Source organism: Ferrimonas marina (assembly GCF_900129905.1).
In the GTDB taxonomy this organism is placed as follows: domain Bacteria; phylum Pseudomonadota; class Gammaproteobacteria; order Enterobacterales; family Shewanellaceae; genus Ferrimonas; species Ferrimonas marina.
The window spans coordinates 440008-465219 of the sequence record NZ_FQXG01000003.1; the positions used below are offsets into that span (position 1 = coordinate 440008).

Here is a 25212-nt window from a genome sequence, read left to right on the forward strand (position 1 = left end):
AGGCCAAGGCCTCTGATGTAACTGGTGCTGACAGCACCACCAAGACAGGATGTCGCATGGGCTGTCCCATACAAGACCTGCAGGCATTATTGCCTGCAGGCCTCTTCGCTGAGCTCGGCGAGATGATCACCCCGGACCAGTTTCTCTCCGACCTTCGAAATGGGACTGTGCCCCGGGCATACACCCCGTACCATCTGAGCCCGGATCTGCTTAGCATCATCAGGCATACTGGCTTCCGGCTGCGCTTTTACGACTACATGGACCAAATCCGTGTCTGGCAGAAGTTCCGAGATGCTGTCCTGGCTTTGGGGCACAGCACGGTGTTGCCTCACCCGGTTCTCGACCAGCTGGCCGACCGGCTGCGTGGCAAGCGTGTCCTCGAGGTAATGGCGGGGCGTGGTGTGTTGGCCAAGGGTCTTCAGGACCGCGGTGTAGAAGTTATTGCGACTGACCTTTACCGTTCTGGCGGGCATCGCAAATTCGGTTCCCGGGTTGAGCAGATGGATTCTGTAGAGGCGGTGGGGCAATACGCTGCTGACTGCGACCTACTGTTGCTCTCCTGGCCGAAACGGGGTGCATCTGCGACAAACACCTTAGCGCAGTGGGGCAATCTGAAGGCGGACCGGGCAGAGGTCCTTTACCTGGGTGAGAGCTTGGGCAAATCCAGTCTGGGCTGGTACGGGTTCAAGCAATTGGCCCGCGGTGAGGATTACTCGGACCTGGGTTACCGGCCAATAGCAACAAACCAGGATGTGCCTATGGGCTTTGTGGCGTTGCCAGGAGAGCTGTGGGTACCAGAGACCCAGGAAGAACCAAAAGAGCTGTCTACCCAAGGGGTCGCGCCTGGCGTGGGCCTCGATGCAGTCGCGTCGTCAGATTTGGAAAGGCCATATGACCCGATCGACTGGGATCTTGAGTCGCAGATGGCGGAGCAGGGTTGCCAGGTTGGTGCCCTGCAGCAGGACATGGATGCCTGGCAACAAATGAGTGGGTTTTAGCGCCCGGAACTCAGCGCTGGAACATCGTTGTGTTCAAGGTGCGTTTGTGCAGCTTTTTCTACATCTGGGGCAATCCAGCGTAGCTGGTCCGGGTTAGTTTTAGATGTGACTGCTCCATTGTTTCTGAATAGCGTGTGGAACTGGGGATCAACAGACTCCAGAATAGTTAAGGATCCGTCCATCGAGATCGAAGCAAGTGCTTCCGCTATTAAGGTAATATGCCCTGAGCTTCGACCTAGATCGCTAAGTTCTAAGTGTGACAGAGAAAGGGTTGAAGTTTTCTCAAAAGTATCAAGCCTGGGCTGATTACTTCGAATAACTACGTCGCCAAGGTAATTGCGAGCTTTGATTTGTTCATAAGAGTGCTCTTTAAGCTTGTTCGCTTTGCGCTCTTCGATAATGCCCTCTTGGTAATAAACTGAATACTTCCGTTCAGGTAATCCGGTTTCTGACTCTACCCGTTTACCACCGTGCAGGCTCACAATATAGTTGGTGAAAAAAGTGTGATTGCCGTTTGACCTTGGTCTCAGTTTAGGATTCCTTGGGGGTTTGCCATAAGTCGCTTCGTGCTCGAATTTGAGATCCTCAATTACGTCAGGAAGATTTTCGGGCGTGCTTGACATGATCTCCTGTGTAGTTTCTTGTCGATTCGGATTTTCGAGTCGTTCGATTCGATAGAGCTTCATAGCCATCTCTGTTAGGGCTTCTGAAGCCTTTACCTGGTTTTCCGGCTGTTCTGTGAGGGTGGAAATCAGGTTGGTAACGTCAGGAATGGCTTCATTTACTTCAGCTAGATAGACGCGGCTGGTTGCGTCGAATCTGTGGTTATCACTGATGGAGAGCAGAGAGCGGACATTATCTGGGAGCCGATTGAGCAGGCTCTGAATCCGTCTCTGGCTTCGAGGATCGTCAAAGCTTTCAAGCTTCTCTCGCATAGTCATACAGTCGCACATCAGCCCATACACGGCCTTGCGGGCATTGAACAGACTCTTCCGTAGCCGGTATTCAGTCGCTAAGTCAGTGGCATCTTTAAGGATTTTGAAAACGGCATTACGGCCCTCTTCAGTGAATTCCATCCCTACCAATGAGCCATCATTTCGTGCTGCCATGAGGCCTACAATGATCGCATCCAGAGAGCGCTGATTTAGACTCCTGAGTGTACAGGTTTGCCCCATTTCATCGGTCCATTGGCGTCGCTGTGCATTTGCTTGCAACATCCCTTGCACTTCAGTAGTATCGGGCTGCCCATCCGTAAAGCTGTACACGTACTTGGGGAATTCGAACCAGTCTTCCTCAATTCGGATGCTTTGGCTGCTACCGTTTAGCGGATTACCGTAATTGTTGGGGTGAGACATCTTGTGCGACTCTTTTTCGGCTACTACCTTTAATAGTACCGGAACCGAAAGCATGGGTGTGGCCCGCTGGAGTTGAAATGGCTGTAAAAAAGGGAATGAGCTTTACTGCAGAAAGTCTCACTGTGAATCAGATGGGATGGTTGAATCAGTTTCGCAAAGCGAAGTCGATAGATACCTTGGACATGATGGCAGACGCCAGAGAGCGTGAACTGCACCGGAAAGAGAAAGAAACTGGCAATTCCACCTATCAAGACCGCACAGACCTCGATATTGCATACGAAGTTCGTACACAAGAGATTCAGTCTGGCAAGTTCGTTGCTAAAAATTCCGACGTGAGTGTAGCGGCAGAAAAAGAGCCGGTAGTAAAAGTCGCTGCAAATATCCAAGCCACCAAGCCAAAAGCTCCGCCGGTCTTTGCCAAGGCCAGCAAAACTCCCTCTACGCCTAATTCGGCCATGACGCCGGAAGAGCGCATGAGCCAGATGCTCAACGCCATGTAACTCTGAGTGGAAATACAAGCGCTCGGAAAGCTTCTGCGTTCCGAGCGTTCTTTGTGTGTGAAGGTTTTCGAAGTCGTCGGGTACACTGGTTCATAGAGGCTATATCCGGGTCTGAACTGGCCCAGGATGTGCACTTTTGTTCTAGGCCATATGAGGTGTGCCGATGGTGAAAATGATTGTAGTGGTGCTCCTGTTGGTAGGATGCGCCGGTTTTGGTGCGACCCAGACAGTGCGTTTGAGTGACCTGCAGGGACGATACGACCACGAGGTTGCAAAGGGTCTTCAGGCGACCTCAGCCCATGATGCTGCCATGAATAAGTCGGCAGCTGACAGGGATGCTTACTTTAAAGCCCTGGGTGAGCGTTATGGCGCTTTGGGGGTAGTGATGGCCCCAGAGGACGTGCCGGAGACCTACAAGGATGGTCATGCGCAGGCGATGGGCCCGCTGTTTGCCTTTAAGAAGGCCAATGCCGTGAGTATTGCGGCGAATGAGGATTTCTACGCCAGTGCCGCATGCACGCTGTTATTGTCACGGACGGGCCGTGTGAACGGTGCGGTGGCCACTGCACATACGCTGTCAGAACTCTCTGGTGCGCTGCCTGGCAGTATGGCTGACAAGTTCTTTGCCTATGGTCACGTGGATGGCTTGATCGGCGGCGCCAGGGCGGCCCTGATTGCGCGAGGGGAATCTGCAGAGATTGCTGATGAAATGCTGATCCGAAATCTGGATTGCGAAACCGGCATGGATAGCCCGGAGGCGGAGAAGCCGCTGGCTTACGAGATAGAGCCGGAGGAGGACGAAAAACCAGGCTTTAGCCGGCCAGTTCCACCGTCTCGTCAGCGATGACCACGGGGCCTTAGGGCCCTTTTTTAATACCTATAATTAATGTGGTGGTTGTCAACGCAAAAACTTAGGGTATATAGCGGCCGGTGTGGGATTGCCAGATCTGGACCATTTGTTATTGTCCTGTTGTTGATTGCAGTTCTTGCAGCCATTTCTGGGCCCATCGCAGTGCTTGACGGGTGGGTGTAGGGCCCAGTGCCAATGGCTGAGATGGGAGGGATCCGTGTCTGAGCTCTACTACATTCCGGGGCGCCGTAGGGTGCATGCTTACCTGAGGAAGGGTTTCGAATTTGCGCTGGAGAAGGCGCGTCATCTTGAAACGTCTATCACCATTGTTCTACCTACGGTGGATCACGCTGAACTGCCGGTCTGGGGAGAGCTGATAGGACTTGAGGCTGCATCAGAGCTTCGATTCAAGCGTAGCGTTGTCTACCGGGGCGTTAGGCTCGAGCTGATATCGCCGTCTAAGGTGAATTTTAAACGCTCTCCGGGTCTGGCCACCTCGTTCCTTTTTGTTGTTTGGTGTGGGGACCACAGCCTGAACCGGATTGAAGACCTTCGCAATGAGCATGTCCAGGACACAAAGGGCACCAGACCTGCCAGAGGGCCTCGACTCAGTCCAATGCTGGTAATCCCGCCTCCGGAGGAGGGGTTGCAGCAGGAGCGGGGCTGGGTAGAGCGGGTCAGCCCACAGCGTCTTTACTGTTGATTCACATCACAAAAAATACTGTTGATCAGGGGGATACCCTCGGATATAGTGATTTCGTTGATTGGTGCCAGGGACTGGCACGCAGTGAAATTGGAGTAGATGGATGTACGAGTCGCACGTTATAACGGACATTGATTCCCAGGACCTCTACGCTCTCCACCAGGAGACATGGCGTAAATTCACCGGCAAAGATCGGCCTCGAAGAGACGCGCCTAAGACCCCATTTTTATACTGGCCAATGACCTCTGAGGGGCAAAAGGGCACTTGCCTGATGATCCGCTCAGAGCAGCCTTCCTTCGTAAAGGATTTCAGCAAAAAGGGTGTCGAATTTGACCCTGCAGTGGGTGATGAGGTGAGCTTTGTCATCCGGCTGTGTCTAACATCCCGGGCGCCGGTGACGAACGGTAAAGGCCAGGTCGTTAAGAAGAATCGAGAGACCGATCTTGAGCCTGAGGAAATCTCGGACTGGGTGGGTGAGCGGATGCGCGCTCGCGGCATGGAAGTGTTGTCTTTGAAGGTCCGGAGCCTGAACAAGTACAACGTGAAGCGCCATGGCTACTCGTTCCAGGGCGGCGAGCTGATGTTGAAGGTAAAAGTCACAGATCCTGTGCTAGCAAAGCAGGCCTATGTAAATGGCATCGGCCGGCAAAAGGCATTCGGGTTTGGGATGATGGTAATCGTAGGCTAAGTCGGGATCCTGGTGCTTCGGGTGATCGTTTGATTTGGTTGCTTGCCTACCCTCGGTTGCGAGGTGACTAAGATAGTCTTTTTCACCACGGTAACGTGGAAATCAGGTACCCGTTTCCTTACCTGATGTGTCCGTTGGACCGTGTCTACCCCGGTTACGGGGATACCGTTTTATGGTATTCAGTGGCAAAATCCTCAGTAATGAGGCGCGATAAGTTGTACGTTCCTTTTGGTGATGACCTCGGTATCGAGGGCGGTACATCAACAGACTCTGTCGAGATCTGGTGATGCGTAGGAAGACCTCGGATGCGAGGGAACGAGTTGTCTTAGATGCTCGTCTCGAAGGTTTAGCACCACGGCAACGTGGGAAAAGGTTGTAACATAGTTCCACGGCAACGTGGTGTGGGATCCAATGGCCCACAGTAAAGTAACGGACCACGGTAACGTGGGTAGTTGGTGAAGCTACAGTCTTGTCCTCGGCAACGAGGCGGCATCTCTGGTGCCTGCTGTTCCTTGAAGTTGTGACTCTTGTGACTCTTGTGACAGTGACCTTACTAGATTGACTCCTCGGTAACGAGGTCCGCTTCGGCGGAACAAAGCTGTGCGTCGCACTGCTCTAAGCTTTGTGAACACTATCGGCCTTTGGCAACGGGGGCCGAACCGGTAAAGGTTAGGCCTCATTGAAGCCTAATGCTGTATTAGCCTCGGTAACGAGGGCGCTATCGGAAGACCGCTTCTGCTGGTCTCTATTCCTCGGCAACGAGGTCCGCTTCGGCGGCTGCTTGGGTGGTACCTCCATGACCGCCTCGAGTGTTTTGACTTCAATGTGAAAATCCCCCACGGTAACGTGGCTGTGAACGTAAGTTCTTATTCGAGCTCACGTGCGCAAAGCGTCTTTATGTACCTCGGTAACGAGGACCGCTTCGGCGGAGATGTGTCCAGGTAACTGGTTCCCATCGATGATTTGCCATATTGCCTCGGTAACGAGGAAGGGCCAGCAGACATGTGTCTGCTGGCCCTTGGTGTCTCGAATGGCTGAGATGGATTAGTGCACTAAACCGGACATCACAGATCCATCGTTGATAAAGGCAGCCAGGCGCTGAGTGATCTCTGCAGTCGCAAAAGCCAGGAAGTCACTCGGGGCTTCACCCGCAGATGCTGTGAGCATGCGTTCGTACTCAGCCAGAACCTGGCGAGCGTATTGCTCGCCGGCATCCAGGTGTTCTGCTGCCGGGATGCCGTTGGTGTAGTGCATCACAGTCTGGATCACCGCCGGACGCAGTTGGTCGAGCAAGGTGTTAGTGAGATCTTGCTTGTTACCGCCGTAAGCTAGGCAGGTGGCAAGGCCGTTTACTTTGTTGTGCTCAACGCGGCTCGCTTTACCATAAAACGCCAAATAGTCTTGCGGGTGTTCCAAAGGATTTAAGAACATGTCCATCTCCCTGGACGTGAAATCATTAACTCCGACTATATACAAAAGTATATGCATGCGCAAGGGTTTTCGTTGGCCTTGGCGAGTTGCCCACAGGGCTATTGAGTTTGCTGTGGAAAAGCGTGTGGACAGGCTGTCGCAGATCAGTGGTGGTGGGGGTACATAGGTGGTGGTTAAAATATGAGCGGTAACGGGATTCGCTATGTTTTGCTCGATGCGGATAACCTGTCGGTTAAGGCTATTAGGTACCGGGACCCGACGATACGCTTTCTGAGCTTCAGCAACAATCCTATGCTTCACCCGGCGGTGAACGGCATGATCTGTGGAGTGACGTCACCGCCGGTACCTGGTGGCGCTGACATGATGATGCTCTATGAACTCGGCCGGCGGTTGGCTAGCGAAGAGATCTCAGCAGTGCACTTGCTGACTCGTGACCGTTCCCTGGCCCAGTGTGTTCAGGGTGCGTGTGAATCCGCGGGGGTAGAGTTTAGCCTCTACCAGTGCCTGGCCGCTGCTGCAGAGGGGATAGGGCTCGAGGTGCCTGGGGTGGACGTCAGGCAGGCAATTTTGTCCAAAGTGCCGTCGGTTGGTTACGGTGCGCCGGAGTTGTTGCTGATGAAAAGCCTGGGCCTTTCTGACCATGGGCGCCTTGAAGAGCAGCTCAAAGCGCTACGCCGGTCCGGCAAAGTGCGATTAGCGCCCAGTGGGAACTGGCTGCGCGCACCCGATCATTTAGAGCAGCCCTACCAGGGGGTATATGACCGTGTGGTTAGGGCAGGGAAGTCGGGGATCACTGCATCTGCAATGAATGATCTCTTCTCAGGGTGTAACGTGGATTCAGGTCAGTGTATGGCAATGATGGCGGTAGCTGGGTTGATCCGCCGGCATGCCAAGTTCAAAAGGCGTTGGATCCAAGATCGAGCATGTGCGATCTAATATTTGACCCGCGGTATAAGAAAATATAAACTTCAAATCAAGATTTGTATATTCAGGAGAAATAGGATGCTCCTATTCCAAACCGGCACACTGCCCGTAGAGCACTCCTTTGAGAAGGTGTTCACTTACTGTGTCTACTGCTTCGTCGAGGGCAACCTTTCACCGGTGAAGAAGGGCAACATGCCGATCTTTGAAGAGCTGGATTTCTTCGAGCTTGTGAACCTGGAGATGAAGCTGCGTTCCATCGCGCTGTGTGACACCCAGGCTCAGGCAGCAGATTTTCTCTACAAGTCCGACACCGGTGAGGTTCTGATCAAGAACCCGGGCAGCCGGCTTCAGAACTTCTGCACTAAGCGGGGTCTGACTTTCCAGAGGATCAAGAACGTGCTGAGCCGAGGGATCCATGATGGCAACCTCAAGCTGCCCAAGGTTCCCAAGCGCATGAAGTTCGCCAAGGAATTCACGCTGTCTTACATATTGATAGACTCGCTGGAACAGGCTGGTGCACTCCCGGATACCCTCAAGGATCAGAGCTACGATGATCTGCATAAGCTCGAGGTGTATCTGATGGCCATAGACCATTTCGATTCTCAGAAAGAGGCTGCGGTCTATCTGTTCTCGTTGGCTGATGGGGAGCCGCAGATCAAGAACCCAGGTGGTCGGTTGAGCAACTTCTTCCGTCCGCGGAACCTGGAGTTCACTGGCATCAAGCGGATTTTCCGCCGCGCCCGGCAGGACGGTATCCTGGATTAATCGCGGATGTTGTGAGGCAAGATGTCGGCCGGGCAGTTTCGGTTCACATGCTTTGCTATGACGTCCAGATGGCAATCCAGCGGCCTGCAACTGCAGGCTACTGTTTTGCCCGCAAGCTCCGACAAAGCCCTGGCCTTAAGGTCAGGGCTTTGTAATAGATCCCTGTCCCAGTCATAACGGAAGCGCCGAATTGCTTCCTCTCGCGATCCCGCGCTCACCAGATCGTGGGGGTTGCCCCAGGGGGTGCCTCGGCCCCCATAGCGATCGTATTTACCCTGGTTACGGTGGGCCACTCGCATCAGGCGGGTATCGATCTGCACCGTGGGAAGATCCATTGTCAGTGCGTGTCTAAGCGCCTGATCTCCACGGCCATGGTTGTCAGTCACGATGATGGCTGAGCGGCAGGCGCCTAGGGCCTCCCTTGCGTTACTTGAGTAGAAAGCGATAGAAACCAGGTTGGTTGGGAGGTGCTCAGAGAAGGCTTTTGGCCCGCATATGGTACAGCTTTCGCCGAGCTGACCTGCGTCGGCCAGGACACGCAGCGCCTGGTGCAGGGCCTCAACGTTGTAGAACTCGCGCGGATACCAAAGCAATGTCGTGCTGCCCACGTCTGACGCCTCCTCTCAGGGGGTTAAAATCGCCATTGAAATCAATTACAATCAATCCGTTAAATGCGCTCCCACACGTGGAGCCTGGTCGGGGTTACTGACCTTTGTAGTTGTACAGGACAGGGAGTTGTTGATGTACGAGTTGAGCTTACCAGAGTTAGATCTGCTGCGTCGTAATGCCATCAAGGCAATCGGCTGCCGGCCGCCTTCTGAAGTGTCTCAGGAGTTGTGTGGTCAGTTTGGTTGCAGCGCTGAAGAGGTGATGGCTCGTTTAGACAGCCTGGGTGTGACCGAAGGTGACAGCTGGGCGGAAAGCTTCGAAGCCAAGCGCTGGTGTGAAATCGGTACCGCCCCCTCGCGTTTGGAAGTGCTTCGGCGACGGGCCCAGGCGAAACGTGCGGGATCAGCGCCTGGATCTAGCCTATCAAGGGGTGCGATCTCGAGACGGCGCACCGGCATGCCTTGGCAAAAAGAGGATTGCCGTTACCTGGTGGACCAGTGTGGGTTGGCTCTTCGTCGAGGGGAGCGGCCGTATGATGTTATTTCCAGGGCCTCCATCTATCTGGCGCGGGGTGAGTCTGGGGTGTTGCGGCAGTTGATGGGAATGGGACTGGTGACCAGCAAGGTCTTGTTGACGGTAGATGCTCTGTCAGCATGCAGGGCGAGTGATTGGTCCGAGCAGGCCAGTGCTAAGCTCCAGCAATACTACCAGCAACCAGCAGTGTTGCCGGTTGCTGGTGCAGGGGCGCCTTAGTGCGGACCGTGGGCGGATTTGTCTAGGCTGGCCAACAGAGGTGGTAGCGCCGCCTGTTCTTCTGCGGTGAACTCCGCCAGCTGATTCTCTTGCAGGGCCTGGCGCAGAGTGAGTGCATCGACGTCAGACAGCACTAATTCGGTGCTCTGTGAGTCATCAGCAAGTCGGTTGATAAGGTCAGTCATGCGGCCTTTATCAAGCAAGCTGTATGAGTGGGCATTCATGGCCTGTGTCGCAGCTGCGGCCAAAATGCCGCGTTCCGTCGCGTTGAACATCGTGTAACTCCTACTTCAAGACAACAAAAGCTCACCGGCGGAATGTCCGGTGAGCGTGGGTGGATCAGAATGCCAGGGTCTAGGCGAACCCGAATGCCCTGGCAACAATGCCGGCACCAAAGTATCCAGTAACGGCGATGATGCCCAGGATCACTTGGTTGGTGCAGCCGTGTAATTTGAGGTAGCGAGACGCTGCAGCGCGATCTTCCTGAGTCGCGCTGGGGGTGGCTACTAGCCCACGGCTACTAGGGCCGTTGGGGCGCACGAGGATCCGTTGATCGTTGACTGCCTCGTGTACTTGTTCGATGAATCGCATATTGATGATCGCTCCTGATCATTTAACACTCAACATCCTCACGATATACGAAAATCTATTTGCAATCAACTGCGATCATAAATTCTTAATGCTTGGATCCTGACTCCGGCCGGGCCCCCTAGCCTTGCGCTAGATGCATCATTGCCTGCATGGCTGTGTTTCGCTGTTCTTCCATCGACTGCATAGTGCTGGGGTGTTTGTTTCGAGCCAAAAAGTAGGTCGGATCGGTGTGGATGCACGCCTTGTCAAAGGCCAGGGTGCCCTGACTGGGCTTTAAGATGTGGGGCATCAGCGCCTCAATGAGTGGGGCGTCGGGTATGTCTTCCGGCAGGGTGCCGGATGCCAGTAGGTGCCTGGCTTCCTGGACCTTTCGAAAAATGACTGGTGGCAGGGAGGAGTTGTTGCCGTACATCATCTGCTCTTCATTGACCCAGGCGGGTAGGGTAAGTGCTGCAGGCAGATCTTTGCCGTGAACGTCCGCCAGCATGCCGTTGCTGTCCCGGAACGCTTTGTGCCGCATGTTGAAGCTTGTGACCTGGTTGCTGTCGTCGTGGGCGTCGCTGGAGCTCCAGTAAAGATGGTGAGAGCAACCGTCCATGGGGAGCATCCCCGCCGCATCCTTTAGGTAGAAGGCCAGTAGATAGCGCTGCCGGCCCTCTCCGCTAAAACTCTGCCCCTCCCGGATAGCTACGAGTCCGCTGCGCCCAGTTGGGGTCGGGTCCTGCGGTGCTGGCCACTCTAGGGCATGCATGAGCACCCGGAGGTCCAGCAGTTCCAGCTCTGGGACTTCATCGAGCTTCTCTGGTTTGGGCACTGCGTTGGTATCGATCTGGATAAGGAGCCTGCCCTCACCGTCCGGTACCGCCCGAATGGGGTGGAACACCACGGTATCACTTCCAGGGAACCGGTGGTTGGTCATCAGGGTGCCGGTGCCTGCCAAATGGTCACCGTCGGCGCAGAGTAGAGTTTGGAGCAGCATGTCTGAGGCCTCTAAAAGGTTTTCAGTCAGTATATTCCTGACACTCCGAACTCAAAAGGCCATTATTAATGCGCAATGGTTGGTGGAGTGGTGGTGGTAAAATGGAGGAAAGCCGATGAACTTTGGAAGAGTGATGTACAAACTCATTGTGGATTCCCCGTATGAGCCGGACGGGCTGACTGAGCAAACCTTTGCCTCTGTCCAGGAAATGGCAGACGCTTGGAGGGGCTCGTTAATAACAGGCTACTGTGATGGAACACAACTGCGCCCTGCGGACGATGAGTCAAGGAAGGCCATGCGCGCTGCTGCGGATTTGATTGAGTACAGTTGCTACTACGATGAGGAGCGTTGCGGGGCCGTTGGTTTATCGAAGGAACAGTTCGTATCGCTTTATGGTGATAGGGCCAGAGACCACCGACCGGACAGTGAAAGCGATCCTCGGTTTGTGGACTTGGGTGATAGTGTGGGTCTATTGGTGAAGACCCATATTCCCAGAGAGCTGTATGAGGGTTCCATTGAGTGGCAGACGTACCATGTTGCTGGTGGTAATGTTGATTGGACGCCAATTGCCGTGAACAAAGGCCTGTATCCCTTGCTGTACCCTGGCTACAAAGAGAATGACCCGTCCTGCAAGCGAGAGATGGCCCGTACTGGCGTGACTATGGTGGGCAGCATTTGCCATGGTGCCCAAAATCATGAATACGCTTTGGTGTGGGTTCGTAAGGACGTGGCTCAGGCTGTGGATCTCCAGAACCTATCTGACCTTGAGCGTCTGACTCCTCGCCCGGCTATCCGTACATCAGTAGATGAAAAGGATTATGGTTTAGAGCCCGAGCGATCTGTCATTTACTGGGTAACGCCAGTGGGTGAGTTCGCAGGCCCGGGGGAATTCAATACAGAGGCTTTCGCAGATGATCTGGAAGTCGGGGTGACGGGGTTCTGTAACTCTAAGGAAATGCCGCATAGTGGCTCGGTGTCGCGTCAGAGTCTGCCTTCAGCTCTGCATATGAAGGATGGTGCCGGTAATGAGGTTGGCTTCTATCGTGTTGACCGTGAGGTGCTGAATGCATTGGGTGCACTTGGTAACAGGGCCTACATCAGTGGTGAGGATGGAGGTGTGAAAGAGGTTAACCGCGGAGACTGGTTCCAAGTAGAAAAGGCACGCTATGGCGGCTATTTTCACGCTTCTATCGTTCCTTGTGATGCGCCAGACCCAGCACTCTACAGAAAGCTAACCAAAGAAGAGGAACTCGGTGCCGACGGGATCCCCTTCTAAAAGAGAGTTCCTGGTCTACAGCGTTTGTCTCAGGCGCTGTAGGCCTTTTTCTTTGTGCAGTCGTATGGCTTGGTCATCGAACAGGTAGTGAAGCCTGGTGCACATCACCTGGCATTCCACCAGGGCGTTAATCACCATGGAAAGAGTCCCGCTTTGCTGGTTCTGGTACCGGTTCAACGCGTAGATCAGCCCGCCAGCATCGCCCATGGTCTTGATGATCTGTCTTTCTGCGCCCCAAAGGTGGATAGCTGCCAGGTGAACCCCTTCGACCTCTGCCATCTGGCCTAGTTTGCTATTGAGCGCTGCCATGCGTCGCTCAAGTTGCTTCTGCACTGCCTCCGGGCCTGCTAGTGCTTTGAGCTGTTCCATAGCGAGTTCGGCCTCAGCGATGGCGGCTGATGGGTCAGCAGCGGGTTTAGCGTGGTCGAGGTGTTGGTAAAGAATGGGAATGAGTGCTCCCAAGGTGCCCATAGCGGAGTGGATAACCTGGTTGCTGCCCAGTTTAGACACCAGGGCCTGGTGCAGTTCACTTAAATCCATGGTTCAGCCGGTACTGTTTCTGTCTACGATAACACTGCGGCTGCTTGGTTGGCTGAAGAGAACGGTGCGTCATCACATGCCGCCACCATCTCATCGCGATACCGGTTCAGGGCATAAAGGACTCTAAGGTTGGAAATAACCACGTTCTTCTTCCCGCGCAGGAGGTAGAACAGCTTTTGCAGGTTCGGGTCCACAGCATTTACGCGATGCCATTCGTAGTCGGTGATGGCCTGGGCCAGGGACTTTTCGAAACGGACAATGCCGTCGGTAGCCTCTTTGGCGGCCTCGGCGGGGTGGCGCCGGACTCTGCCCTGGGTTACCAGTGGCGGGGCGGGTAGGCGGCAACTGCGAAAGGTCGGGGACTGGTACATGGTCTCCGTGACGTCGTGCTGCAGAGTGGCGGCAGGTTGAAAGCTCTTCCGCACCATCTCGATACTGGTATGGACGGCAGCCTGGAATTCGAGGCTTTGGCAATGCCAGTCGGTCATTTGCATCATTTCGCCGAGCTGCAAGCCCGCCAGCGGGGTTTTCACGTCATAGCCGTGGTTGCGAAGCAGGGGCGCCAGGTGTTGGTAGTAGCGGCGCCCAGTATAGAAATGGACCTCAGTTCGACGTGGGTGGTGATCCACGAACTGTTTCAGGCACAGATGTGCCCAGGCCTCTTGTTCTGCCGGAGTGAGATCTGCCATGGTGGTGTCATAAGGGGCAGTTTCCTGGTCAGGCAACAGGATCCCGTGTTTGGCGCTGGCGATACGCAAAGCCCATAACTTGGTTCTGGCCAGGCGCCGGGTCTTCTTAAACAATGCCCCTTGGTAGAGCTCGCATGCCGGAGACGGCATGTCGAGCTTGGACTTTGAGCACCCAGCGATAATAATCGTCATCAGGAGCTTTGAACCTTCAGTGCTTGCGACCAATATTCAGTAGTGAGCAGTCCCTCGATGAGTGGCAATTGGATGTCGTACTTTTGGGCGACATCCCGAAGGAAGCCCGGGACAAACTCAACGTGCGAAACGCGTACCTCTGAGTCAGGGCACTCTTTAAGCCGATAATTCACCAGGTTTCGGGTTGCACGGAGATCTGCAGTCTGGCCACGGTAGGTTTCCAGCCATTGGCGCTGGGTTTCATGACAGCGCCATCGGTCCTGCAGAAACAGGTTTAGGGACGCGTAAAGTTCCGCACCATCTTGCTTGTTGCGGTACATGGTAGTGATGAACTGCAGATAACTGGTCATGGGATGTCCTTATCGAGTGACTAAGTTCATTTTACTATACAAAAGTATATTTTCAAGTCTTTGTTGGGGCAATGTGGTTTATGGGTATACATGGGCTGGTAGCCCGGGCTCGCCGGGCAGTTAAGCGGTTAAGAAAAGGCCGTACCTTGGATGTGGCGCCGACGCTAAAAGGGGCTTCGGGTCCTATGCTGGTGCACTCCAAAATCGACAGGGACTCTCAGGACGTGCTGTTGAGCGTGTTCGGACCGGTGCTCGCAAACAGCCCTGGGGTGTGGTTTGCCGATGAGGAGACCATCGAGCCGCTGAAAAAACGCCTTGGTGAATACTGTGGCGACCCATCTCGGCTTCGGTTGGTGAAGCTCAAGGGGATGGGTGATTACAAGGGCGTGGTGAATTCCATGGGCATGGCTGGTGGCCTGCTGTCACACCTAAGGCTGGGTGATGTGGTCTTGATTGAGGTGTCTCAAACCGCCGTGGAGCGGGGGTTGGTGGATAAGTTGCTGCACCTCATGGCCACCTGCTTCTTGGATGATCGTGAGCTGTTTGTTGCGCAGGGGCCAAGCCCAGTGGTGAAAGCGCCGGTGATCCTTGGCTACACCGGCAGTGCGCTCGCAAAGGAAATCCACACCAAGGCCAAGCTCATAGCCGCAGCCGGCGGGATTTTGGTTGCGGCTAGTGATGCCTCGGCTAAGGTCCCCCGCCTGTTTCAGCGCTCAGGCATCGCCAGAGAGCATTGCCGGCAGTTCAGCCTTAACCTGGTACTGACCAGCGAGTATTGCGGGATGAAGCCGGGGGGCGGTATCGATCCGGATCGCCACTCACCGAAGCTGGTTGGGGCGATGCTACTGCAGGGCCAGGAACGGCCAGAGCGTTATGCCGTTGTATTCGGTGCCAAGGGCGAAGATTTCATTTCAAAGGCGGGGTAGGTTGCAATGCGGATTGATGATCAGGATGTTCTGGAGCTGGCTCAGGCCTGCCATTTGGTGGCCCCGGAGAGTGACGGTGGCTCCGGCGCCGGCTTTTCAAGGGTTAATGCGTTCGGCCAGGCCTGTGGCGGAGTAGCGGTCCAGCTTTTTGCGGCCGGTTTGTTGGATGCTCTCGACCAAGATGGCAATCCGCTGCTCGACACTGAGCAGAAGCGGTTGGTCGCTGACGTAGCGGAGCAGTGGGGGCAACGTTGAAAGGCATGAGTTCTCGCTGTATTGCTGGACTGTGGACGGTCGTATTGGTGACCGGGTTGGCTGGCTGTGTGCTGGCCAACCGGATCTACTATCCAGACGTTGATAAGCCACACCCTGACCGCTGCGAAGTGATCGTGGCGGAGTGCTGTGGCGCAGCACAGTATGAGGCACTGCACAGTGGTGCGGGTTTCACGGAAGCACAGCACCAATGCATGGTGGAGAGTTGGCGCAGGCTTGGCCTGGGCCAGTTTGAGGACTCTGGTTGCCACCTGCGCATGATGGAAAAGGCCGGAGGTGCAGATGAGTAACGAACCGGGTGTCGTCGGCAAATTGTGGGCTAAGACCTGGGTTCAAGTGGTAATCGTCTATGGTCTGTTGTTCGCTGTTGGGTATGCCTACAGTGAGTTGCGCGATGAGCGGCTTAACAGCCGATTTAACGAGTACAAGGTCGCCGTGCAGGGCTTAGCCGAGTATGAAGTGAGCCTGGCCCTTGAAGGCATTGAGGGGGCTTTTGAGTGGGAGGCGCTGCATGCGCAGGCATGGCTTGAAGAGTGTCTCTGGGGAAGCTTCCGTCGTCAGATCGAGTCAGAGCCTGACGCGTTAATGTCCATCATCCGCGACCGGGAGCAGACGGAGCATGATTTGCTTGCTCCTCATGTCGCAGGGTTTCTTGGCCGGTGTGTGGATGATTACGTGCAAGAACCGACGGTCTCGTTGCCAGAATCTGAACGGCGCTACCGGTTGATGAGCAGCCACACCTTCCCGGACGGGGTAGTGCTGAAATTCCTTACCAAATGACATTGGCCTCTGATAGCCTGTCTTGAGTTGAGCCTGGAGTAAAACACAATGCGCTTACTGTGCTTGGACCGAGAGACTGGGGTACATGGGGGAGCTTTCGCCTCAGAGATGGAAGCAGGGGCCATGGCCGAGTTTCTCGTTGGCCTATGGCCTGGCTCTGCCTTTGAGGTGGTTGAGATCAGCACCAGTGATCATAGCTACCTCCTGTACACCGATGACATTGCACAAGACCGGCTTAAGGCGGCGTACGGGGTGTCAGATCCCGCAGCCGCGGCCGAGGGCATCCCTGTATCAGAGCAGGGGGAATAGCCCTAGGCGGTTTGCTTCATAAGCTCGGGTGCAATGTTGGTGGTTCGCCAGGTTCGACCATCATATTCTGCCAGGTAGGCAAACAAGTGAGACCCATAGTTGCCTGGCTGGCGCCACTCGATGCTGCACGGCCCCGCCGCCAGCAACACCGGAAATCTTAGACAGCCATTCCCATTGATTACCCCCGCTGGGACCCTGGGTCTTAGATCCTTCTCCGGGCCAAAGCGTCGATAGCGAGTGCGTGGCCGGCAGACCGCCGGTGGCTTGCGCCAGTATCCCTCGTCTATCAGGCGGATGTCGCCGTTGAGGGTCATCTGGCCTGGTATGTCCGACAATGACTGCACAATCAGTAATACCCGGCCATCCTCATGACCCCCTGGATCCAGTCTGTATGTCGACCGAAGGCCATAGTCAGGCTGCCGGTAGAGCAGGCATTCCTGATCACCAACCGGTTCGGTGAGGTTGATATGCAGGGTGACATGGCGGCAATTATGCCGATCGAGTTTCTGACCGATCGGGGGCACGGGCCCTATTCGTATCGGTTCAAACCCGCCAGTGCGTCCGGGGATCACCAAAACGTCAGTGGGTCCGGTAGGGCCAAGACACTTTACCTTCATCGTTCAGATCCTCAGTGAGCAAACTCGCGATCATGATATACCTGAATATATTTACAGGTCAATCGATGGGATCCTCTCGGCGGTGGGTGTCGGAGTGGATCAGGCTTTGTACCGTAATTGCTCGTGGCGATCTTAAGGTTTCGCTGAATGCGCTTTATAGTGAACGTAATTAATCGCGGCCCAGTGGGAGATAGGGTCTGCGTTAGGTTTGCGAACGGTTGTCCGTGTTTTGGGAGAAGTGGGTGTTATGAAGTATTGGATTGCGATCCTGATCGTTTCTGTTCTAAGCATTGAGTCTGCTCGAGCAGACTTTGTGGGTGTAAAGGCGGGGGTAGACGTGTTTTTCCTGGATGCCTCGGGTGATATGGGTTTTGAAAGTGAGGAATGGTCCGACAAGAGCCGCTTTGGCCTGTATGTCGCGGCAGAGCATCCGGTGCCGCTGTTGCCGAACCCGATGATCCGCTTCAACCAACTGAGCCTGGAGGAAGCCGGCGAGACCTACACCATGGACAATCTGGACCTCATCTTGTACTACGAGATCTTGGATAACGGTCTGGTAAGTCTCGACCTGGGTGTCAACTACAGGATCTATGATGGTGCGTTAACCAGGGACGCGGATCTGAGTGAGGGCCTGGCTATGGTGTACGGGGCCGGCCAAGTAGATCTGTGGGGGACGGGCCTGTTCGCTTTCGCGGATGTCAGTGTTGGTCTGGACAGCGACCAGTCCATTGGCGATCTGAACGTTGGTCTGGGTAAGGCCTGGTCCCTGGCCATAGGTAAGGTGGTTGGCCGGGTAGGCTACCGCCAGCACGATTTTGATGTGAGCGACTTTGGCCAGGTTACGGCTGATCTTCAGCAATCGGGCTTTTTCCTCGGGGCTGCGGTACACTTCTGATGCAGTAGCCATCCCCTTATTATGATGAGGGGATAAGTGTTTGACTCTCGATATACAAAAGTATATATTGGGGGTGTTGAATTTGGATAAGGAGAGCCCCCTATGGCTGGTGGAATCAACAAGGTTATCTTGGTTGGTAACCTGGGTCAGGACCCGGAAGTACGTTACATGCCCAATGGCAACGCCGTTGCCAATATCACCATCGCTACCTCAGAGTCCTGGAAGGACCAGCAGGGTCAGCGCCAGGAACGCACTGAGTGGCACCGCGTTGTGTTGTTCCGTCGACTGGGTGAGATCGCCGGTGAGTACCTGAAGAAGGGCTCTAAGGTCTACATCGAGGGCAAACTGCAGACCCGTAAGTGGCAGGATCAGAACGGTCAGGACAAGTACACCACCGAGATCGTTGCCAACGAGATGCAGATGCTGGACTCCCGCGGTAGCGGCCAACAGCAAGGCGGTGGCCAACAGCAGGGTGGCGGTCAGCAGCAAAGCGGCGGTCAGAACCAGTCCGGTGGTAACTTCGGCGGTGGTCAGCAGCAGGGTGGTCAGCAGAACCGCGGTCAGCAGGGTGGCAATCAGCAGGGTGGCCAGCAAGCTGGGAATGCGACTCAGGGTCAGCAAAATCAGAACTTCACCCCCGATCTGGATGAGGGTTGGGACGATGATATCCCGTTCTGACGGTCTAAGTTGTTGATTTTTATAGGGTTTTTATAGAGTGACGTTGCAATAAAAAGGTGGCCAAATCAACTTGGCCACCTTTTTGATGTTATTGCTTTATGGGCAGGCTTGTTTCTCGCCGACACAGAGCGGCGAGGTAACAGTTACCCACGGGCCCCATACACCGTCTGAGGTTTCAGTCCGTTTATCAGACCCGAATTCGCAGGTCCTCTGTGGGTAGGAGCAGTTGGTGGTGACAGTTTGTACCTCGGGTACCCAGTCAACCTGAGTAGCACTTAGGGTGATCGCCCGGCTGGTGGTGCCGCGGTTACCCGCGCTGTCCGTTGCTGTCACTGTGACGGTACCGGAAATGCTGGCAGAGCCGTTGTAGCTGGTCAGCGACCAGGTACGTTTGTTATTCGACGGGGCAGAGGGAGATCCAAGTGAACCGCTATAACTCCAGCTATAGGAACAGCTGCCGGAGCAGTTAGAGGTCGACACCGTCAGGGTTGTTGAAACTGACGCACTGCCACCGGTGGTAGTTGTCGACGGGCCGCAGCTGGGGGAACAGCTGATCGACGGCGACAGCGTCACCGGCGGAGTCACGGTCCCGTCCTCCCCGTCTAGTGTGGTGGAGTTCAGTGGGGTTGTGGTGATCTGATTGGCATTAGTCACAATGCCGCTGTGATGTTGTTTGGCGTACGCCAGGCCGGCAACTAAAGCCAGACCCAGGGTCACTGCCGCGAGTGTGATCTTGCTATTCATAACGGCCTTCCTGGTTGCTAGTGGTAAACATGTATATTTATATTCTATCGTCGTTTTGTAGCGCATGAGTGAATCTGGTGTTGCTGGGGACTCATTGAAGCACCAAAAAAGCGGCCCAATTACTACTGGCCGCCCATTGAGTTAATTGCTCTAGAAGCACATTCTATTCTCAGCAACGCAACTGGGTGAGCGGGTAGTAACCCAGGAGCCCCATTTTCCAGGCGAAATTTCAGTGCGCTTTTCTATCCCTGTGATGCAGGTATTCTGCGGATAGGGGCAGTTGAAATAGTTGGTCTGTGTATCTGGAGTCCATGCCTGGTAGATGGCCGTAGCGGACACGCTCTTGCTCGCAGAGGCGGTCTTGCCGGACGTGTTGTCCTTGACAGTCACGCGTACGGTGCCGCTTTTTTTGGCAGTACCGTTTGAGCTGCTGACCGTCCAAGCCTTCTGAGTAGAGCTGCCTGAGCCGGTGCCCATGGAGCCGTAGCTCCAAGTGTAGGTACAGGAACCATACGGGCAACTGCCGGAAGCCCGCAAGTCCAAAGAGGTCCGCGCGGTGCTACCAATCGAAGAGGACGATGGGTTACAGCTGGGCGAGCAACTCAGACTGACCGTTGGGCTGTTCGGATAGCTCGGAGCCGGCGGCGTGGTGTCCACCTCTTCGCTAACGAGCGGGGTTGTGCTGATGCTGCTCGCGTTCTTTACGACGCCCGGGTGCCACTGTTTACCAACGGCTACCCCGGCCAACAGGGCCAGGATGGCGCCTAGGATGATGAAATTGGCCTTGATCTTCATGCCGTTTTACCTCGCACTTGGTTCTTGGGATTTACGTATACCTAAGTACATAATACCTTGTGGCGTTACCTGGGTGGCAAACTCCAGATTTGACTAGCAATTGACCCAGATGCCAAATATACGTTAATATATCAATAGGTGTTTGCGGGAGGGGGGTAAATCATGGCCCAGGTGCAGTTCGTTGAGTCCGATAAGGGGTGTCCTCGGGAGGGCTACTACGTCAGCGTAGGCGAGGGTGCCAAGCGCTACACGCTTCGCCGTGCGTTTATCGAGCGTATTTGGGTTAAGGACCCGCTGGGCCGTGGCGCCGATCCTCGGATGGTTCATCGTGATCAGTTTGTTCGTACCCTGGCTAAGGACTATGAGCAGGCAAAAGCTAACCTGATTCGTTATTTCCGGGGTAAGGGAAGTCCCGAGGACGTGGTTCCGGTCCATATCCGTCCCTTTGAACTCTACGAGGATGAGCGCACTGAGCATGTTCAGGTGGGTGATGAGGTGCTGCCCTTCGGTAAGCACAAGGGTACCCGGGTACGCGACATCACGGATAAGGACTACCTGTTGTGGCTGGGGCTGGAATCCTTCATCGCCAAGGGCCACAAGCATCGGGAGGTGCTGGACGCAGTGGCTTCGCAGGTTCTTGCACTGACCGGTAAATCGTTGGTGGATTGGCGCAGCGAGAAGATCGACCGGGCGCCCCTGAGCCTGGCCAAGGCGATCGCCGCGAACGAGTGGTTGCGTAACGTACTCACCCAGGACCTGGAGCTTGAAGTTTTTGAGGGAGAGTCCCGCAACGGCTACCAAGACGTGCTGTTTCGGTACCAGCACCAGGGAAGGTCGGATTTTGTCTCTGACATGGCCAACCATCTGCTCATTAAGGGGGAGCCGGTTCAGAGCCTAACAGAGCGTCAGGTTTCTGCTCTAAAGCGGGTCTATTGTCGCGATGTGGCTGAGACGCGGGATGCCAAGGCGGAGGCGTACCGGGCTGCCGGCCAGCGATTTGACTCCTTATTTAAGGGTGACTCTGCTTCTCGTGATAACTGTCAAGGGTAAATCAGTCGTTAACCATTCTTCTGGCAGGCCTAACTCGTAACAAAGCCCGCATCTAACGTGCGGGCTTCGCCAAGAGATCGCCCCCTTGGTATTCAGAACGTCTTCACCGGGCTTGGCCACGACCACATGGGTAACGGGATATCTGGTTGCGCCAGTCTGCTCCATCCTAATTGGAGCATGCCATGGAACCCATGACTGGTGGTTGTGGGAGGTTGTCTCGGGCCGGAGTGTGTGCGGTAAGCAAGCAGGCTAACTCTCTTTCCAGTGACTGAATATCAGAACAATGGTGGTCGGACCTGCTGGTAAATGCCCGTCAAGTCAATGGGATTCGACAGAACGGTTCAGGGGCGGTACATTGTGACCGTTGCTCTGGAAAGGAAGCCCTTGTTTTGACTCGTTTCGATCGCCTGCTCATATTCTCAACGGCCCACGGTGGCACAATTTCGGTCACGCTCGACACTGAGCACCAGCAACAGTTGCAATACTGCCAGCGCGTGCTTAAGTCCTGTGACAGCACCTTCATCGCTGATGGCCAGTTAGAATACCTGGAGCAGAAGGTGCTCTATGGGCACCTCTACACCCGCAACAATGAGATACTGGAAATGGCTGAGGTGCGCACTGCCGTGCTTGAAGGTCTTGGTCAGTACGTTCAGTTTTGCCAGTTCCTGGAACTGGCCCAGCGGGACATCGGCAGCCAGGATGTTCAGCGGTGGGCCTCCCAGCATGGGAGTGCCATTGCCAGAATGGTGCGCGATGTCATTAGAAAACGAATGAAGCAGGTCAGAAACGAGCCAATGCGGTTTATGAACCTGGGCGTTGCAGCCAATGCCGAGATTGCCTTTTTTAAGGCGGCGTTCGCGCCTTCCGAGGGGTTTGCCCGGGTTCTGACGGCGGCTTAAACCTGCGTGAGGAGAGTGGCGGGATGCGTTACAGTCGCGAAGAGTATATTGAAAAGGCAAATCTGATTTATCAGCACCTGGGCGGAAAGCCTTTTGCCATCAGGTATGGATGTCTAGGCAATATCACTGGTGGCGCTCTAACGGAGGCGAACGGGGCGATCAATGGCGGACTTCAGTTTGACCTGGGGACTGGCTTGGTTGGCAAGGATGGTGCTACCCGGTTCAGAGTGGAGGTTTCGCCTCGAGATGAGTACGTGCTGAAGGGTTACGCTGCTAACGAAGCAGAACAATGCTACGAGCAGGTGTTGGAGATCGATGGGTTGTATGTAGACGTGTTAGCTGAGGTGTTCAGTTCAGTAGTATGCGACGAAAAGGGCCGGCAAGCGGACTTGCATAGCGAGACCGGTGGCCTTGAGCGCTGAGGCGTTATATCTGGACCCGGTCTGGCTCAGGGTCAGCTTAAAGCTACAGTCCGTTGGTCTGACGACGGCTGAGTTGTGTCAAATCCACGCGGCACGTGAGTTTGCAGCCTCACTGCACCGTCAGGTTGGTCAGCGTTATGGCACATACCCGTACAGTGTTCATCTCGCCATGGTAGTTGAGGTGCTGTTGGATGCCGGGTTTGTCGACGCGGCGACCTTGCAGGCGGCCCTGCTGCACGATGTGCTCGAAGATACCCAGGCATCGGAACACTTGCTGGCAGAAATGTTTTACCGGCCCGCGGTGGATGCTGTTGTTGTGGTAACCGATCCACCCAAGGGGCCGGATTGCCCGAACCGAAAGGCCAAGGTGGCTATCATGAACCGGCGCTTTGCCGGGCTGCCGGAGGATGAGAAGGCTCTGCGCGCCCTGGCAGTGAAGTTGGCTGACCGTATCGTCAACCAGGAGTTTGCTCTTGCTAATGGTGAGAAGCGAAAAGCGCTGATGTACCTTAATGAGCACCCGGCCTTTGTTGCATCTGTACGACGCCCATCCCTGCAGGTGCTGGTCAGTAGGTTGGAGCGTGGCTATCAAGAGGCTTTGGACACATACCGCCAAGTTGAGGTTGGGCTGTATGGGTGAGCGGCCCGGGGAGTACCTCCCCTTTGATATGGGCGTAGATGCCTACCGAAGCAGGTTGCTGCTAGAGGACAATCCGTTTGCAGAGGAGTGTTGGCAGCACAGGGAATGGATGCTCGGTTGGATGGATGCAGAGGAAACTGACAGCGATTCCCAGTATGACTGGGGCACCGGGCAGTTTAAGCAGAGCGAGAAGTAATCAGCGCCACGTAAGACGTGGCGTTGTTCTTTCAGGCGGTTTTTTTTCTAAGGGCGCTGACGATCTTCTGGGAGTAGAGGATGTAGCCGTTGAGCGTCTCCTGATACGCCTGGCTCGGGGCCCCCAGATACCCGGCCTCTATCTTGGTGATCATGATTTCGGTCCCGCTGAGTAACGATTCACCGCGCTCCAGTGTCGAGCGTTCTTTGTAGGTTGGTCGAGAAGACTTCTCAATCAACTCCCGCAGTGCAGTGACAATGATCCTCAGTTGGCCACATTGGCTCTTAAGGTTTTCAATCATTATGTATTTTCGGCAAGGATGCCGGTGCCTTTATAGTTATGGTTGGTGGCACTCGATAGCCTCGAGTTCATTCGATACTACCATAATTAATTGTCTTGAATTGCAAGCGCCGAATTGCTAAATTAATAGGTGTTTTCTGCAGGGCTTTGCTCTGTGGCTGGAAAATTCGAACAACTAGTTTGAAGCCAGGTGAGAACCGTTTCCCGTGTCTGTGTACATGGAGCTATATATGGAATCTTCAAGGATTGAGGGTGCTAAGGCGTGGCTGGCCAAAGGGCAGGATCGCGCCTCGGTAGAGGAGTTGGTCGGCAAGTTTGAAAAGCGTGTTGAGCGCTCAGACCCGGTAGACCCTGACTACGATGAGAACCGCGTTGTGCTGGGGTTACTCCAGGGGGCGCTGTCCACCGGAGAGGTGACTGAGTCCAGTGCCGAGCCCACTTCGGCCGGTGACCTGGCTCGACAGGGCCCTGGCCGGCAGATGAATGCGCAGTGTCGGCAAACCGCTTGGCCAAGCGGTTCTTCCCAGGGTGACACTGGGGGTGGTCAGACTTACAGTTTGGCTGAGGGCGCGGTGCTTCACGGGGAGCCTGATGCGTCTGTCCAGCGGATTGCTGATCCGGATATTAAAAAAGCGCGTGTAGCCGAATTAAGACAAATGATGATTAACCCTTTGAGATAAAGGGATAAGCAAAGTGGTGTGTTAATTGGCGGTAGAATGGTCGAGTATGTCCATTCTAGGTTCAGCTAATGCAACTATTGGAACAATTGCAGGAATCACTCACCAAGGGCCTGCATTATTTAGAATTTAAAGGTTACAGCCACGATCCGGCGCTAAAGCATTTATACCGGGTTGGCCGTGGCCATGATACCTGCCTGAAGGAGGTTGTTCCGTCTATGTCGGAAACCAGTAAAGATCGGCAGGAGTATCTCAAGGTCGTGCAGGATTACCTGGTGATCTTGGATGCCGCGATGAACGAACTTGAGGAGTAGAGCCGATGTCGCAGTGGCGTGATCAACTGAAAAGCCACACGCAGGCGCTGGTCTCTGATTTCCTGGCAGGGAAAGGGGACCGTGGTCGGATAGGAGCCTGTATGGCGAACGCAATCGGCAAAGAGATGGCGCGGGAGCGGCACCGGCATCATGGTGATCGCTCTGCGTCGGCAATCGGATCGCAACCGGAGCGGTAAGGAAGGCAACATGGCGCATGAAATCAGTCGCTACGAACTGGTAACAGATCTTCAGTCGGTAGAAGAGGGCAGGCCAGCAGAGGAGCTCGCGGTTTCACTGGCAGACCAGGTTCTTGGGTCGGCTGAGCCGTTGCTGATCAGCCGTGGCTGTTTGATTGGGCGTCTTGTGGCCACCATTGAGTTCGGCTTGCGCTGCCAGATGGCTGACGATGTGGCAGATGATTTGGTGGAAGAGTTGCGGGTCGCTGGTGTGGTCTGTTAATGCCATGATTTATCTGCACCAGTCACTATGAGACGCCGCACTTTG

33 protein-coding genes are annotated in these 25212 nt (G+C 54.9%); 22 read left to right on the forward strand and 11 right to left on the reverse strand.

The window, feature by feature from the left end; translation table 11 throughout:
- Positions 1–56: 56 nt before the first annotated feature.
- Positions 57–998, forward strand: a complete 942-nt coding sequence (locus BUC04_RS09385; protein WP_067655347.1) for a class I SAM-dependent methyltransferase — start codon at positions 57–59, stop codon at positions 996–998.
- Here BUC04_RS09385 and BUC04_RS09390 read toward each other — a convergent pair.
- Positions 995–2353 carry a hypothetical protein gene (locus tag BUC04_RS09390; RefSeq protein ID WP_067655344.1) on the reverse strand — a complete coding sequence of 453 codons (1359 nt, stop codon included), beginning with the start codon at positions 2351–2353 and terminating at the stop codon, positions 995–997. The genes BUC04_RS09385 and BUC04_RS09390 overlap by 4 nt on opposite strands.
- Positions 2354–2430: 77 nt before the next feature.
- Between BUC04_RS09390 and BUC04_RS09395 the strand changes: the two genes are divergently transcribed.
- From BUC04_RS09395 to cas6e, 3 genes are all read left to right on the forward strand, one after another.
- Complete coding sequence (locus BUC04_RS09395) at positions 2431–2853, forward strand: hypothetical protein (RefSeq protein WP_067655341.1); 423 nt, start codon at positions 2431–2433, stop codon at positions 2851–2853.
- Positions 2854–3016: 163 nt separating this feature from the next.
- The gene (locus tag BUC04_RS09400; protein WP_067655338.1) at positions 3017–3700 is read left to right on the forward strand and encodes a hypothetical protein; all 684 of its coding nucleotides are present in this window, start codon (positions 3017–3019) and stop codon (positions 3698–3700) included.
- A gap of 809 nt (positions 3701–4509) precedes the next feature.
- Positions 4510–5094 (forward strand): type I-E CRISPR-associated protein Cas6/Cse3/CasE, encoded by a 585-nt coding sequence (gene cas6e, locus BUC04_RS09410; RefSeq protein WP_067655330.1) that lies wholly within the window; start codon positions 4510–4512, stop codon positions 5092–5094.
- Between the two features lie 1044 nt (positions 5095–6138).
- Here cas6e and BUC04_RS09415 read toward each other — a convergent pair.
- Positions 6139–6525 carry a hypothetical protein gene (locus tag BUC04_RS09415; protein ID WP_067655328.1) on the reverse strand — a complete coding sequence of 129 codons (387 nt, stop codon included), beginning with the start codon at positions 6523–6525 and terminating at the stop codon, positions 6139–6141.
- Between the two features lie 180 nt (positions 6526–6705).
- On the opposite strand from BUC04_RS09415, the gene BUC04_RS09420 reads away from it, so the two are divergent.
- Both BUC04_RS09420 and BUC04_RS09425 read left to right on the forward strand, forming a co-directional pair.
- Positions 6706–7461 (forward strand): hypothetical protein, encoded by a 756-nt coding sequence (locus BUC04_RS09420; RefSeq protein ID WP_067655325.1) that lies wholly within the window; start codon positions 6706–6708, stop codon positions 7459–7461.
- A gap of 66 nt (positions 7462–7527) precedes the next feature.
- Complete coding sequence (locus BUC04_RS09425; protein WP_067655323.1) at positions 7528–8214, forward strand: hypothetical protein; 687 nt, start codon at positions 7528–7530, stop codon at positions 8212–8214.
- Here the strand turns inward: BUC04_RS09425 and BUC04_RS23455 are convergent.
- Positions 8211–8822 (reverse strand): DUF4326 domain-containing protein, encoded by a 612-nt coding sequence (locus BUC04_RS23455; protein ID WP_067655320.1) that lies wholly within the window; start codon positions 8820–8822, stop codon positions 8211–8213. The two genes, BUC04_RS09425 and BUC04_RS23455, sit on opposite strands and share 4 nt — an antisense overlap.
- Before the next feature lie 133 nt (positions 8823–8955).
- Between BUC04_RS23455 and BUC04_RS09435 the strand changes: the two genes are divergently transcribed.
- Positions 8956–9576 carry a hypothetical protein gene (locus tag BUC04_RS09435; RefSeq protein WP_067655317.1) on the forward strand — a complete coding sequence of 207 codons (621 nt, stop codon included), beginning with the start codon at positions 8956–8958 and terminating at the stop codon, positions 9574–9576.
- Here the strand turns inward: BUC04_RS09435 and BUC04_RS09440 are convergent.
- A complete protein-coding gene (locus BUC04_RS09440) occupies positions 9573–9851 on the reverse strand; it encodes a hypothetical protein (protein ID WP_067655313.1) in 279 nt (92 codons plus the stop codon). The genes BUC04_RS09435 and BUC04_RS09440 overlap by 4 nt on opposite strands.
- A 434-nt stretch (positions 9852–10285) precedes the next feature.
- The gene (locus tag BUC04_RS09450; protein ID WP_067655307.1) at positions 10286–11146 is read right to left on the reverse strand and encodes a hypothetical protein; all 861 of its coding nucleotides are present in this window, start codon (positions 11144–11146) and stop codon (positions 10286–10288) included.
- Positions 11147–11279: 133 nt separating this feature from the next.
- On the opposite strand from BUC04_RS09450, the gene BUC04_RS09455 reads away from it, so the two are divergent.
- A complete protein-coding gene (locus BUC04_RS09455; protein ID WP_143165644.1) occupies positions 11280–12422 on the forward strand; it encodes a hypothetical protein in 1143 nt (380 codons plus the stop codon).
- Between the two features lie 15 nt (positions 12423–12437).
- On the opposite strand, the gene BUC04_RS09460 is transcribed toward BUC04_RS09455, so the two are convergent.
- Genes BUC04_RS09460 through BUC04_RS09470 form a run of 3 tightly spaced genes read right to left on the reverse strand, consistent with a single transcriptional unit; the run spans position 12438 to position 14193 of the window.
- Positions 12438–12932: a nucleoside triphosphate pyrophosphohydrolase family protein gene (locus tag BUC04_RS09460; protein ID WP_143165645.1), complete on the reverse strand. Its 495-nt coding sequence runs from the start codon at positions 12930–12932 to the stop codon at positions 12438–12440.
- A 53-nt stretch (positions 12933–12985) separates the two neighbouring features.
- Positions 12986–13843: a DUF6884 domain-containing protein gene (locus tag BUC04_RS09465; RefSeq protein WP_067655297.1), complete on the reverse strand. Its 858-nt coding sequence runs from the start codon at positions 13841–13843 to the stop codon at positions 12986–12988.
- Positions 13843–14193, reverse strand: a complete 351-nt coding sequence (locus BUC04_RS09470) for a hypothetical protein (RefSeq protein WP_067655294.1) — start codon at positions 14191–14193, stop codon at positions 13843–13845. Before BUC04_RS09470 ends, BUC04_RS09465 begins: the two co-directional genes overlap by 1 nt.
- Before the next feature lie 185 nt (positions 14194–14378).
- On the opposite strand from BUC04_RS09470, the gene BUC04_RS09475 reads away from it, so the two are divergent.
- The 7 genes from BUC04_RS09475 to ssb all read left to right on the forward strand — a co-directional run bounded on the left by BUC04_RS09475 (position 14379) and on the right by ssb (position 18671).
- Positions 14379–15119 carry a hypothetical protein gene (locus tag BUC04_RS09475; RefSeq protein ID WP_067655291.1) on the forward strand — a complete coding sequence of 247 codons (741 nt, stop codon included), beginning with the start codon at positions 14379–14381 and terminating at the stop codon, positions 15117–15119.
- A 6-nt stretch (positions 15120–15125) separates the two neighbouring features.
- Positions 15126–15374, forward strand: coding sequence for a hypothetical protein (locus tag BUC04_RS09480; RefSeq protein WP_067655288.1), 249 nt, complete (start codon positions 15126–15128; stop codon positions 15372–15374).
- Between the two features lie 5 nt (positions 15375–15379).
- Positions 15380–15682, forward strand: a complete 303-nt coding sequence (locus tag BUC04_RS09485) for a hypothetical protein (RefSeq protein ID WP_143165646.1) — start codon at positions 15380–15382, stop codon at positions 15680–15682.
- Complete coding sequence (locus BUC04_RS09490; protein WP_067655282.1) at positions 15675–16172, forward strand: hypothetical protein; 498 nt, start codon at positions 15675–15677, stop codon at positions 16170–16172. Before BUC04_RS09485 ends, BUC04_RS09490 begins: the two co-directional genes overlap by 8 nt.
- Positions 16173–16295: 123 nt before the next feature.
- Complete coding sequence (locus BUC04_RS09495) at positions 16296–16481, forward strand: hypothetical protein (protein WP_067655279.1); 186 nt, start codon at positions 16296–16298, stop codon at positions 16479–16481.
- An 864-nt stretch (positions 16482–17345) separates the two neighbouring features.
- Positions 17346–17993, forward strand: a complete 648-nt coding sequence (locus BUC04_RS09505) for a TIGR04219 family outer membrane beta-barrel protein (protein ID WP_073325790.1) — start codon at positions 17346–17348, stop codon at positions 17991–17993.
- A 102-nt stretch (positions 17994–18095) separates the two neighbouring features.
- Positions 18096–18671, forward strand: a complete 576-nt coding sequence (ssb, locus tag BUC04_RS09510) for a single-stranded DNA-binding protein (protein ID WP_067655270.1) — start codon at positions 18096–18098, stop codon at positions 18669–18671.
- A 96-nt stretch (positions 18672–18767) separates the two neighbouring features.
- Here ssb and BUC04_RS23650 read toward each other — a convergent pair whose 3' ends face one another.
- Together BUC04_RS23650 and BUC04_RS23655 are read right to left on the reverse strand one after the other, a co-directional pair.
- Positions 18768–19415, reverse strand: coding sequence for a hypothetical protein (locus tag BUC04_RS23650; RefSeq protein WP_143165647.1), 648 nt, complete (start codon positions 19413–19415; stop codon positions 18768–18770).
- A 150-nt stretch (positions 19416–19565) separates the two neighbouring features.
- Positions 19566–20210 carry a hypothetical protein gene (locus BUC04_RS23655; protein ID WP_143165648.1) on the reverse strand — a complete coding sequence of 215 codons (645 nt, stop codon included), beginning with the start codon at positions 20208–20210 and terminating at the stop codon, positions 19566–19568.
- Positions 20211–20372: 162 nt separating this feature from the next.
- Here BUC04_RS23655 and BUC04_RS09515 point away from each other — a divergent pair, with 162 nt between their 5' ends.
- The 4 genes from BUC04_RS09515 (at position 20373) to BUC04_RS09530 (ending at position 23221) form a co-directional block, all read left to right on the forward strand.
- A complete protein-coding gene (locus tag BUC04_RS09515; RefSeq protein WP_067655267.1) occupies positions 20373–21260 on the forward strand; it encodes a hypothetical protein in 888 nt (295 codons plus the stop codon).
- A 389-nt stretch (positions 21261–21649) separates the two neighbouring features.
- A complete protein-coding gene (locus tag BUC04_RS09520) occupies positions 21650–22159 on the forward strand; it encodes a hypothetical protein (protein ID WP_067655264.1) in 510 nt (169 codons plus the stop codon).
- 23 nt (positions 22160–22182) lie between these two features.
- Positions 22183–22581 carry a hypothetical protein gene (locus tag BUC04_RS09525; protein ID WP_067655261.1) on the forward strand — a complete coding sequence of 133 codons (399 nt, stop codon included), beginning with the start codon at positions 22183–22185 and terminating at the stop codon, positions 22579–22581.
- Entirely contained in the window at positions 22571–23221 is a 651-nt protein-coding gene (locus BUC04_RS09530) for an HD domain-containing protein (RefSeq protein ID WP_159437680.1), read from the forward strand. Before BUC04_RS09525 ends, BUC04_RS09530 begins: the two co-directional genes overlap by 11 nt.
- A 227-nt stretch (positions 23222–23448) precedes the next feature.
- Here BUC04_RS09530 and BUC04_RS23925 read toward each other — a convergent pair whose 3' ends face one another.
- Positions 23449–23718, reverse strand: a complete 270-nt coding sequence (locus tag BUC04_RS23925; protein ID WP_067655251.1) for a hypothetical protein — start codon at positions 23716–23718, stop codon at positions 23449–23451.
- A 229-nt stretch (positions 23719–23947) separates the two neighbouring features.
- Between BUC04_RS23925 and BUC04_RS09545 the strand changes: the two genes are divergently transcribed.
- The 3 genes from BUC04_RS09545 (at position 23948) to BUC04_RS09555 (ending at position 25167) form a co-directional block, all read left to right on the forward strand.
- Complete coding sequence (locus BUC04_RS09545) at positions 23948–24397, forward strand: hypothetical protein (protein WP_067655248.1); 450 nt, start codon at positions 23948–23950, stop codon at positions 24395–24397.
- A 68-nt stretch (positions 24398–24465) separates the two neighbouring features.
- The gene (locus BUC04_RS09550; RefSeq protein WP_067655245.1) at positions 24466–24708 is read left to right on the forward strand and encodes a hypothetical protein; all 243 of its coding nucleotides are present in this window, start codon (positions 24466–24468) and stop codon (positions 24706–24708) included.
- A gap of 207 nt (positions 24709–24915) precedes the next feature.
- Entirely contained in the window at positions 24916–25167 is a 252-nt protein-coding gene (locus BUC04_RS09555) for a hypothetical protein (RefSeq protein ID WP_143165649.1), read from the forward strand.
- Positions 25168–25212 lie beyond the last annotated feature (45 nt).

Coding starts and splice junctions, on each gene's coding strand:
- BUC04_RS23925 (WP_067655251.1), bottom strand. CDS start 23,718: ATGATTGAAAACCTTAAGAGCCAATGTGGCCAACTGAGGATCATTGTC.
- BUC04_RS09465 (WP_067655297.1), bottom strand. CDS start 13,843: ATGACGATTATTATCGCTGGGTGCTCAAAGTCCAAGCTCGACATGCCG.
- BUC04_RS09390 (WP_067655344.1), bottom strand. CDS start 2,353: ATGTCTCACCCCAACAATTACGGTAATCCGCTAAACGGTAGCAGCCAA.
- cas6e (WP_067655330.1), top strand. CDS start 4,510: ATGTACGAGTCGCACGTTATAACGGACATTGATTCCCAGGACCTCTAC.
- BUC04_RS09485 (WP_143165646.1), top strand. CDS start 15,380: ATGAGTTCTCGCTGTATTGCTGGACTGTGGACGGTCGTATTGGTGACC.
- BUC04_RS09495 (WP_067655279.1), top strand. CDS start 16,296: ATGGCCGAGTTTCTCGTTGGCCTATGGCCTGGCTCTGCCTTTGAGGTG.
- BUC04_RS09545 (WP_067655248.1), top strand. CDS start 23,948: ATGGAATCTTCAAGGATTGAGGGTGCTAAGGCGTGGCTGGCCAAAGGG.
- BUC04_RS23655 (WP_143165648.1), bottom strand. CDS start 20,210: ATGAAGATCAAGGCCAATTTCATCATCCTAGGCGCCATCCTGGCCCTG.
- BUC04_RS09420 (WP_067655325.1), top strand. CDS start 6,706: ATGAGCGGTAACGGGATTCGCTATGTTTTGCTCGATGCGGATAACCTG.
- BUC04_RS09455 (WP_143165644.1), top strand. CDS start 11,280: ATGTACAAACTCATTGTGGATTCCCCGTATGAGCCGGACGGGCTGACT.
- BUC04_RS09475 (WP_067655291.1), top strand. CDS start 14,379: ATGCTGGTGCACTCCAAAATCGACAGGGACTCTCAGGACGTGCTGTTG.
- BUC04_RS23650 (WP_143165647.1), bottom strand. CDS start 19,415: ATGAATAGCAAGATCACACTCGCGGCAGTGACCCTGGGTCTGGCTTTA.
- ssb (WP_067655270.1), top strand. CDS start 18,096: ATGGCTGGTGGAATCAACAAGGTTATCTTGGTTGGTAACCTGGGTCAG.
- BUC04_RS09400 (WP_067655338.1), top strand. CDS start 3,017: ATGGTGAAAATGATTGTAGTGGTGCTCCTGTTGGTAGGATGCGCCGGT.
- BUC04_RS09470 (WP_067655294.1), bottom strand. CDS start 14,193: ATGACCAGTTATCTGCAGTTCATCACTACCATGTACCGCAACAAGCAA.
- BUC04_RS09415 (WP_067655328.1), bottom strand. CDS start 6,525: ATGTTCTTAAATCCTTTGGAACACCCGCAAGACTATTTGGCGTTTTAT.
- BUC04_RS09435 (WP_067655317.1), top strand. CDS start 8,956: ATGTACGAGTTGAGCTTACCAGAGTTAGATCTGCTGCGTCGTAATGCC.
- BUC04_RS09555 (WP_143165649.1), top strand. CDS start 24,916: ATGGCGCATGAAATCAGTCGCTACGAACTGGTAACAGATCTTCAGTCG.
- BUC04_RS09525 (WP_067655261.1), top strand. CDS start 22,183: ATGCGTTACAGTCGCGAAGAGTATATTGAAAAGGCAAATCTGATTTAT.
- BUC04_RS09440 (WP_067655313.1), bottom strand. CDS start 9,851: ATGTTCAACGCGACGGAACGCGGCATTTTGGCCGCAGCTGCGACACAG.
- BUC04_RS09450 (WP_067655307.1), bottom strand. CDS start 11,146: ATGCTGCTCCAAACTCTACTCTGCGCCGACGGTGACCATTTGGCAGGC.
- BUC04_RS09505 (WP_073325790.1), top strand. CDS start 17,346: ATGAAGTATTGGATTGCGATCCTGATCGTTTCTGTTCTAAGCATTGAG.
- BUC04_RS09385 (WP_067655347.1), top strand. CDS start 57: ATGGGCTGTCCCATACAAGACCTGCAGGCATTATTGCCTGCAGGCCTC.
- BUC04_RS09490 (WP_067655282.1), top strand. CDS start 15,675: ATGAGTAACGAACCGGGTGTCGTCGGCAAATTGTGGGCTAAGACCTGG.
- BUC04_RS09480 (WP_067655288.1), top strand. CDS start 15,126: ATGCGGATTGATGATCAGGATGTTCTGGAGCTGGCTCAGGCCTGCCAT.
- BUC04_RS09395 (WP_067655341.1), top strand. CDS start 2,431: ATGGCTGTAAAAAAGGGAATGAGCTTTACTGCAGAAAGTCTCACTGTG.
- BUC04_RS09425 (WP_067655323.1), top strand. CDS start 7,528: ATGCTCCTATTCCAAACCGGCACACTGCCCGTAGAGCACTCCTTTGAG.
- BUC04_RS09515 (WP_067655267.1), top strand. CDS start 20,373: ATGGCCCAGGTGCAGTTCGTTGAGTCCGATAAGGGGTGTCCTCGGGAG.
- BUC04_RS09550 (WP_067655245.1), top strand. CDS start 24,466: ATGCAACTATTGGAACAATTGCAGGAATCACTCACCAAGGGCCTGCAT.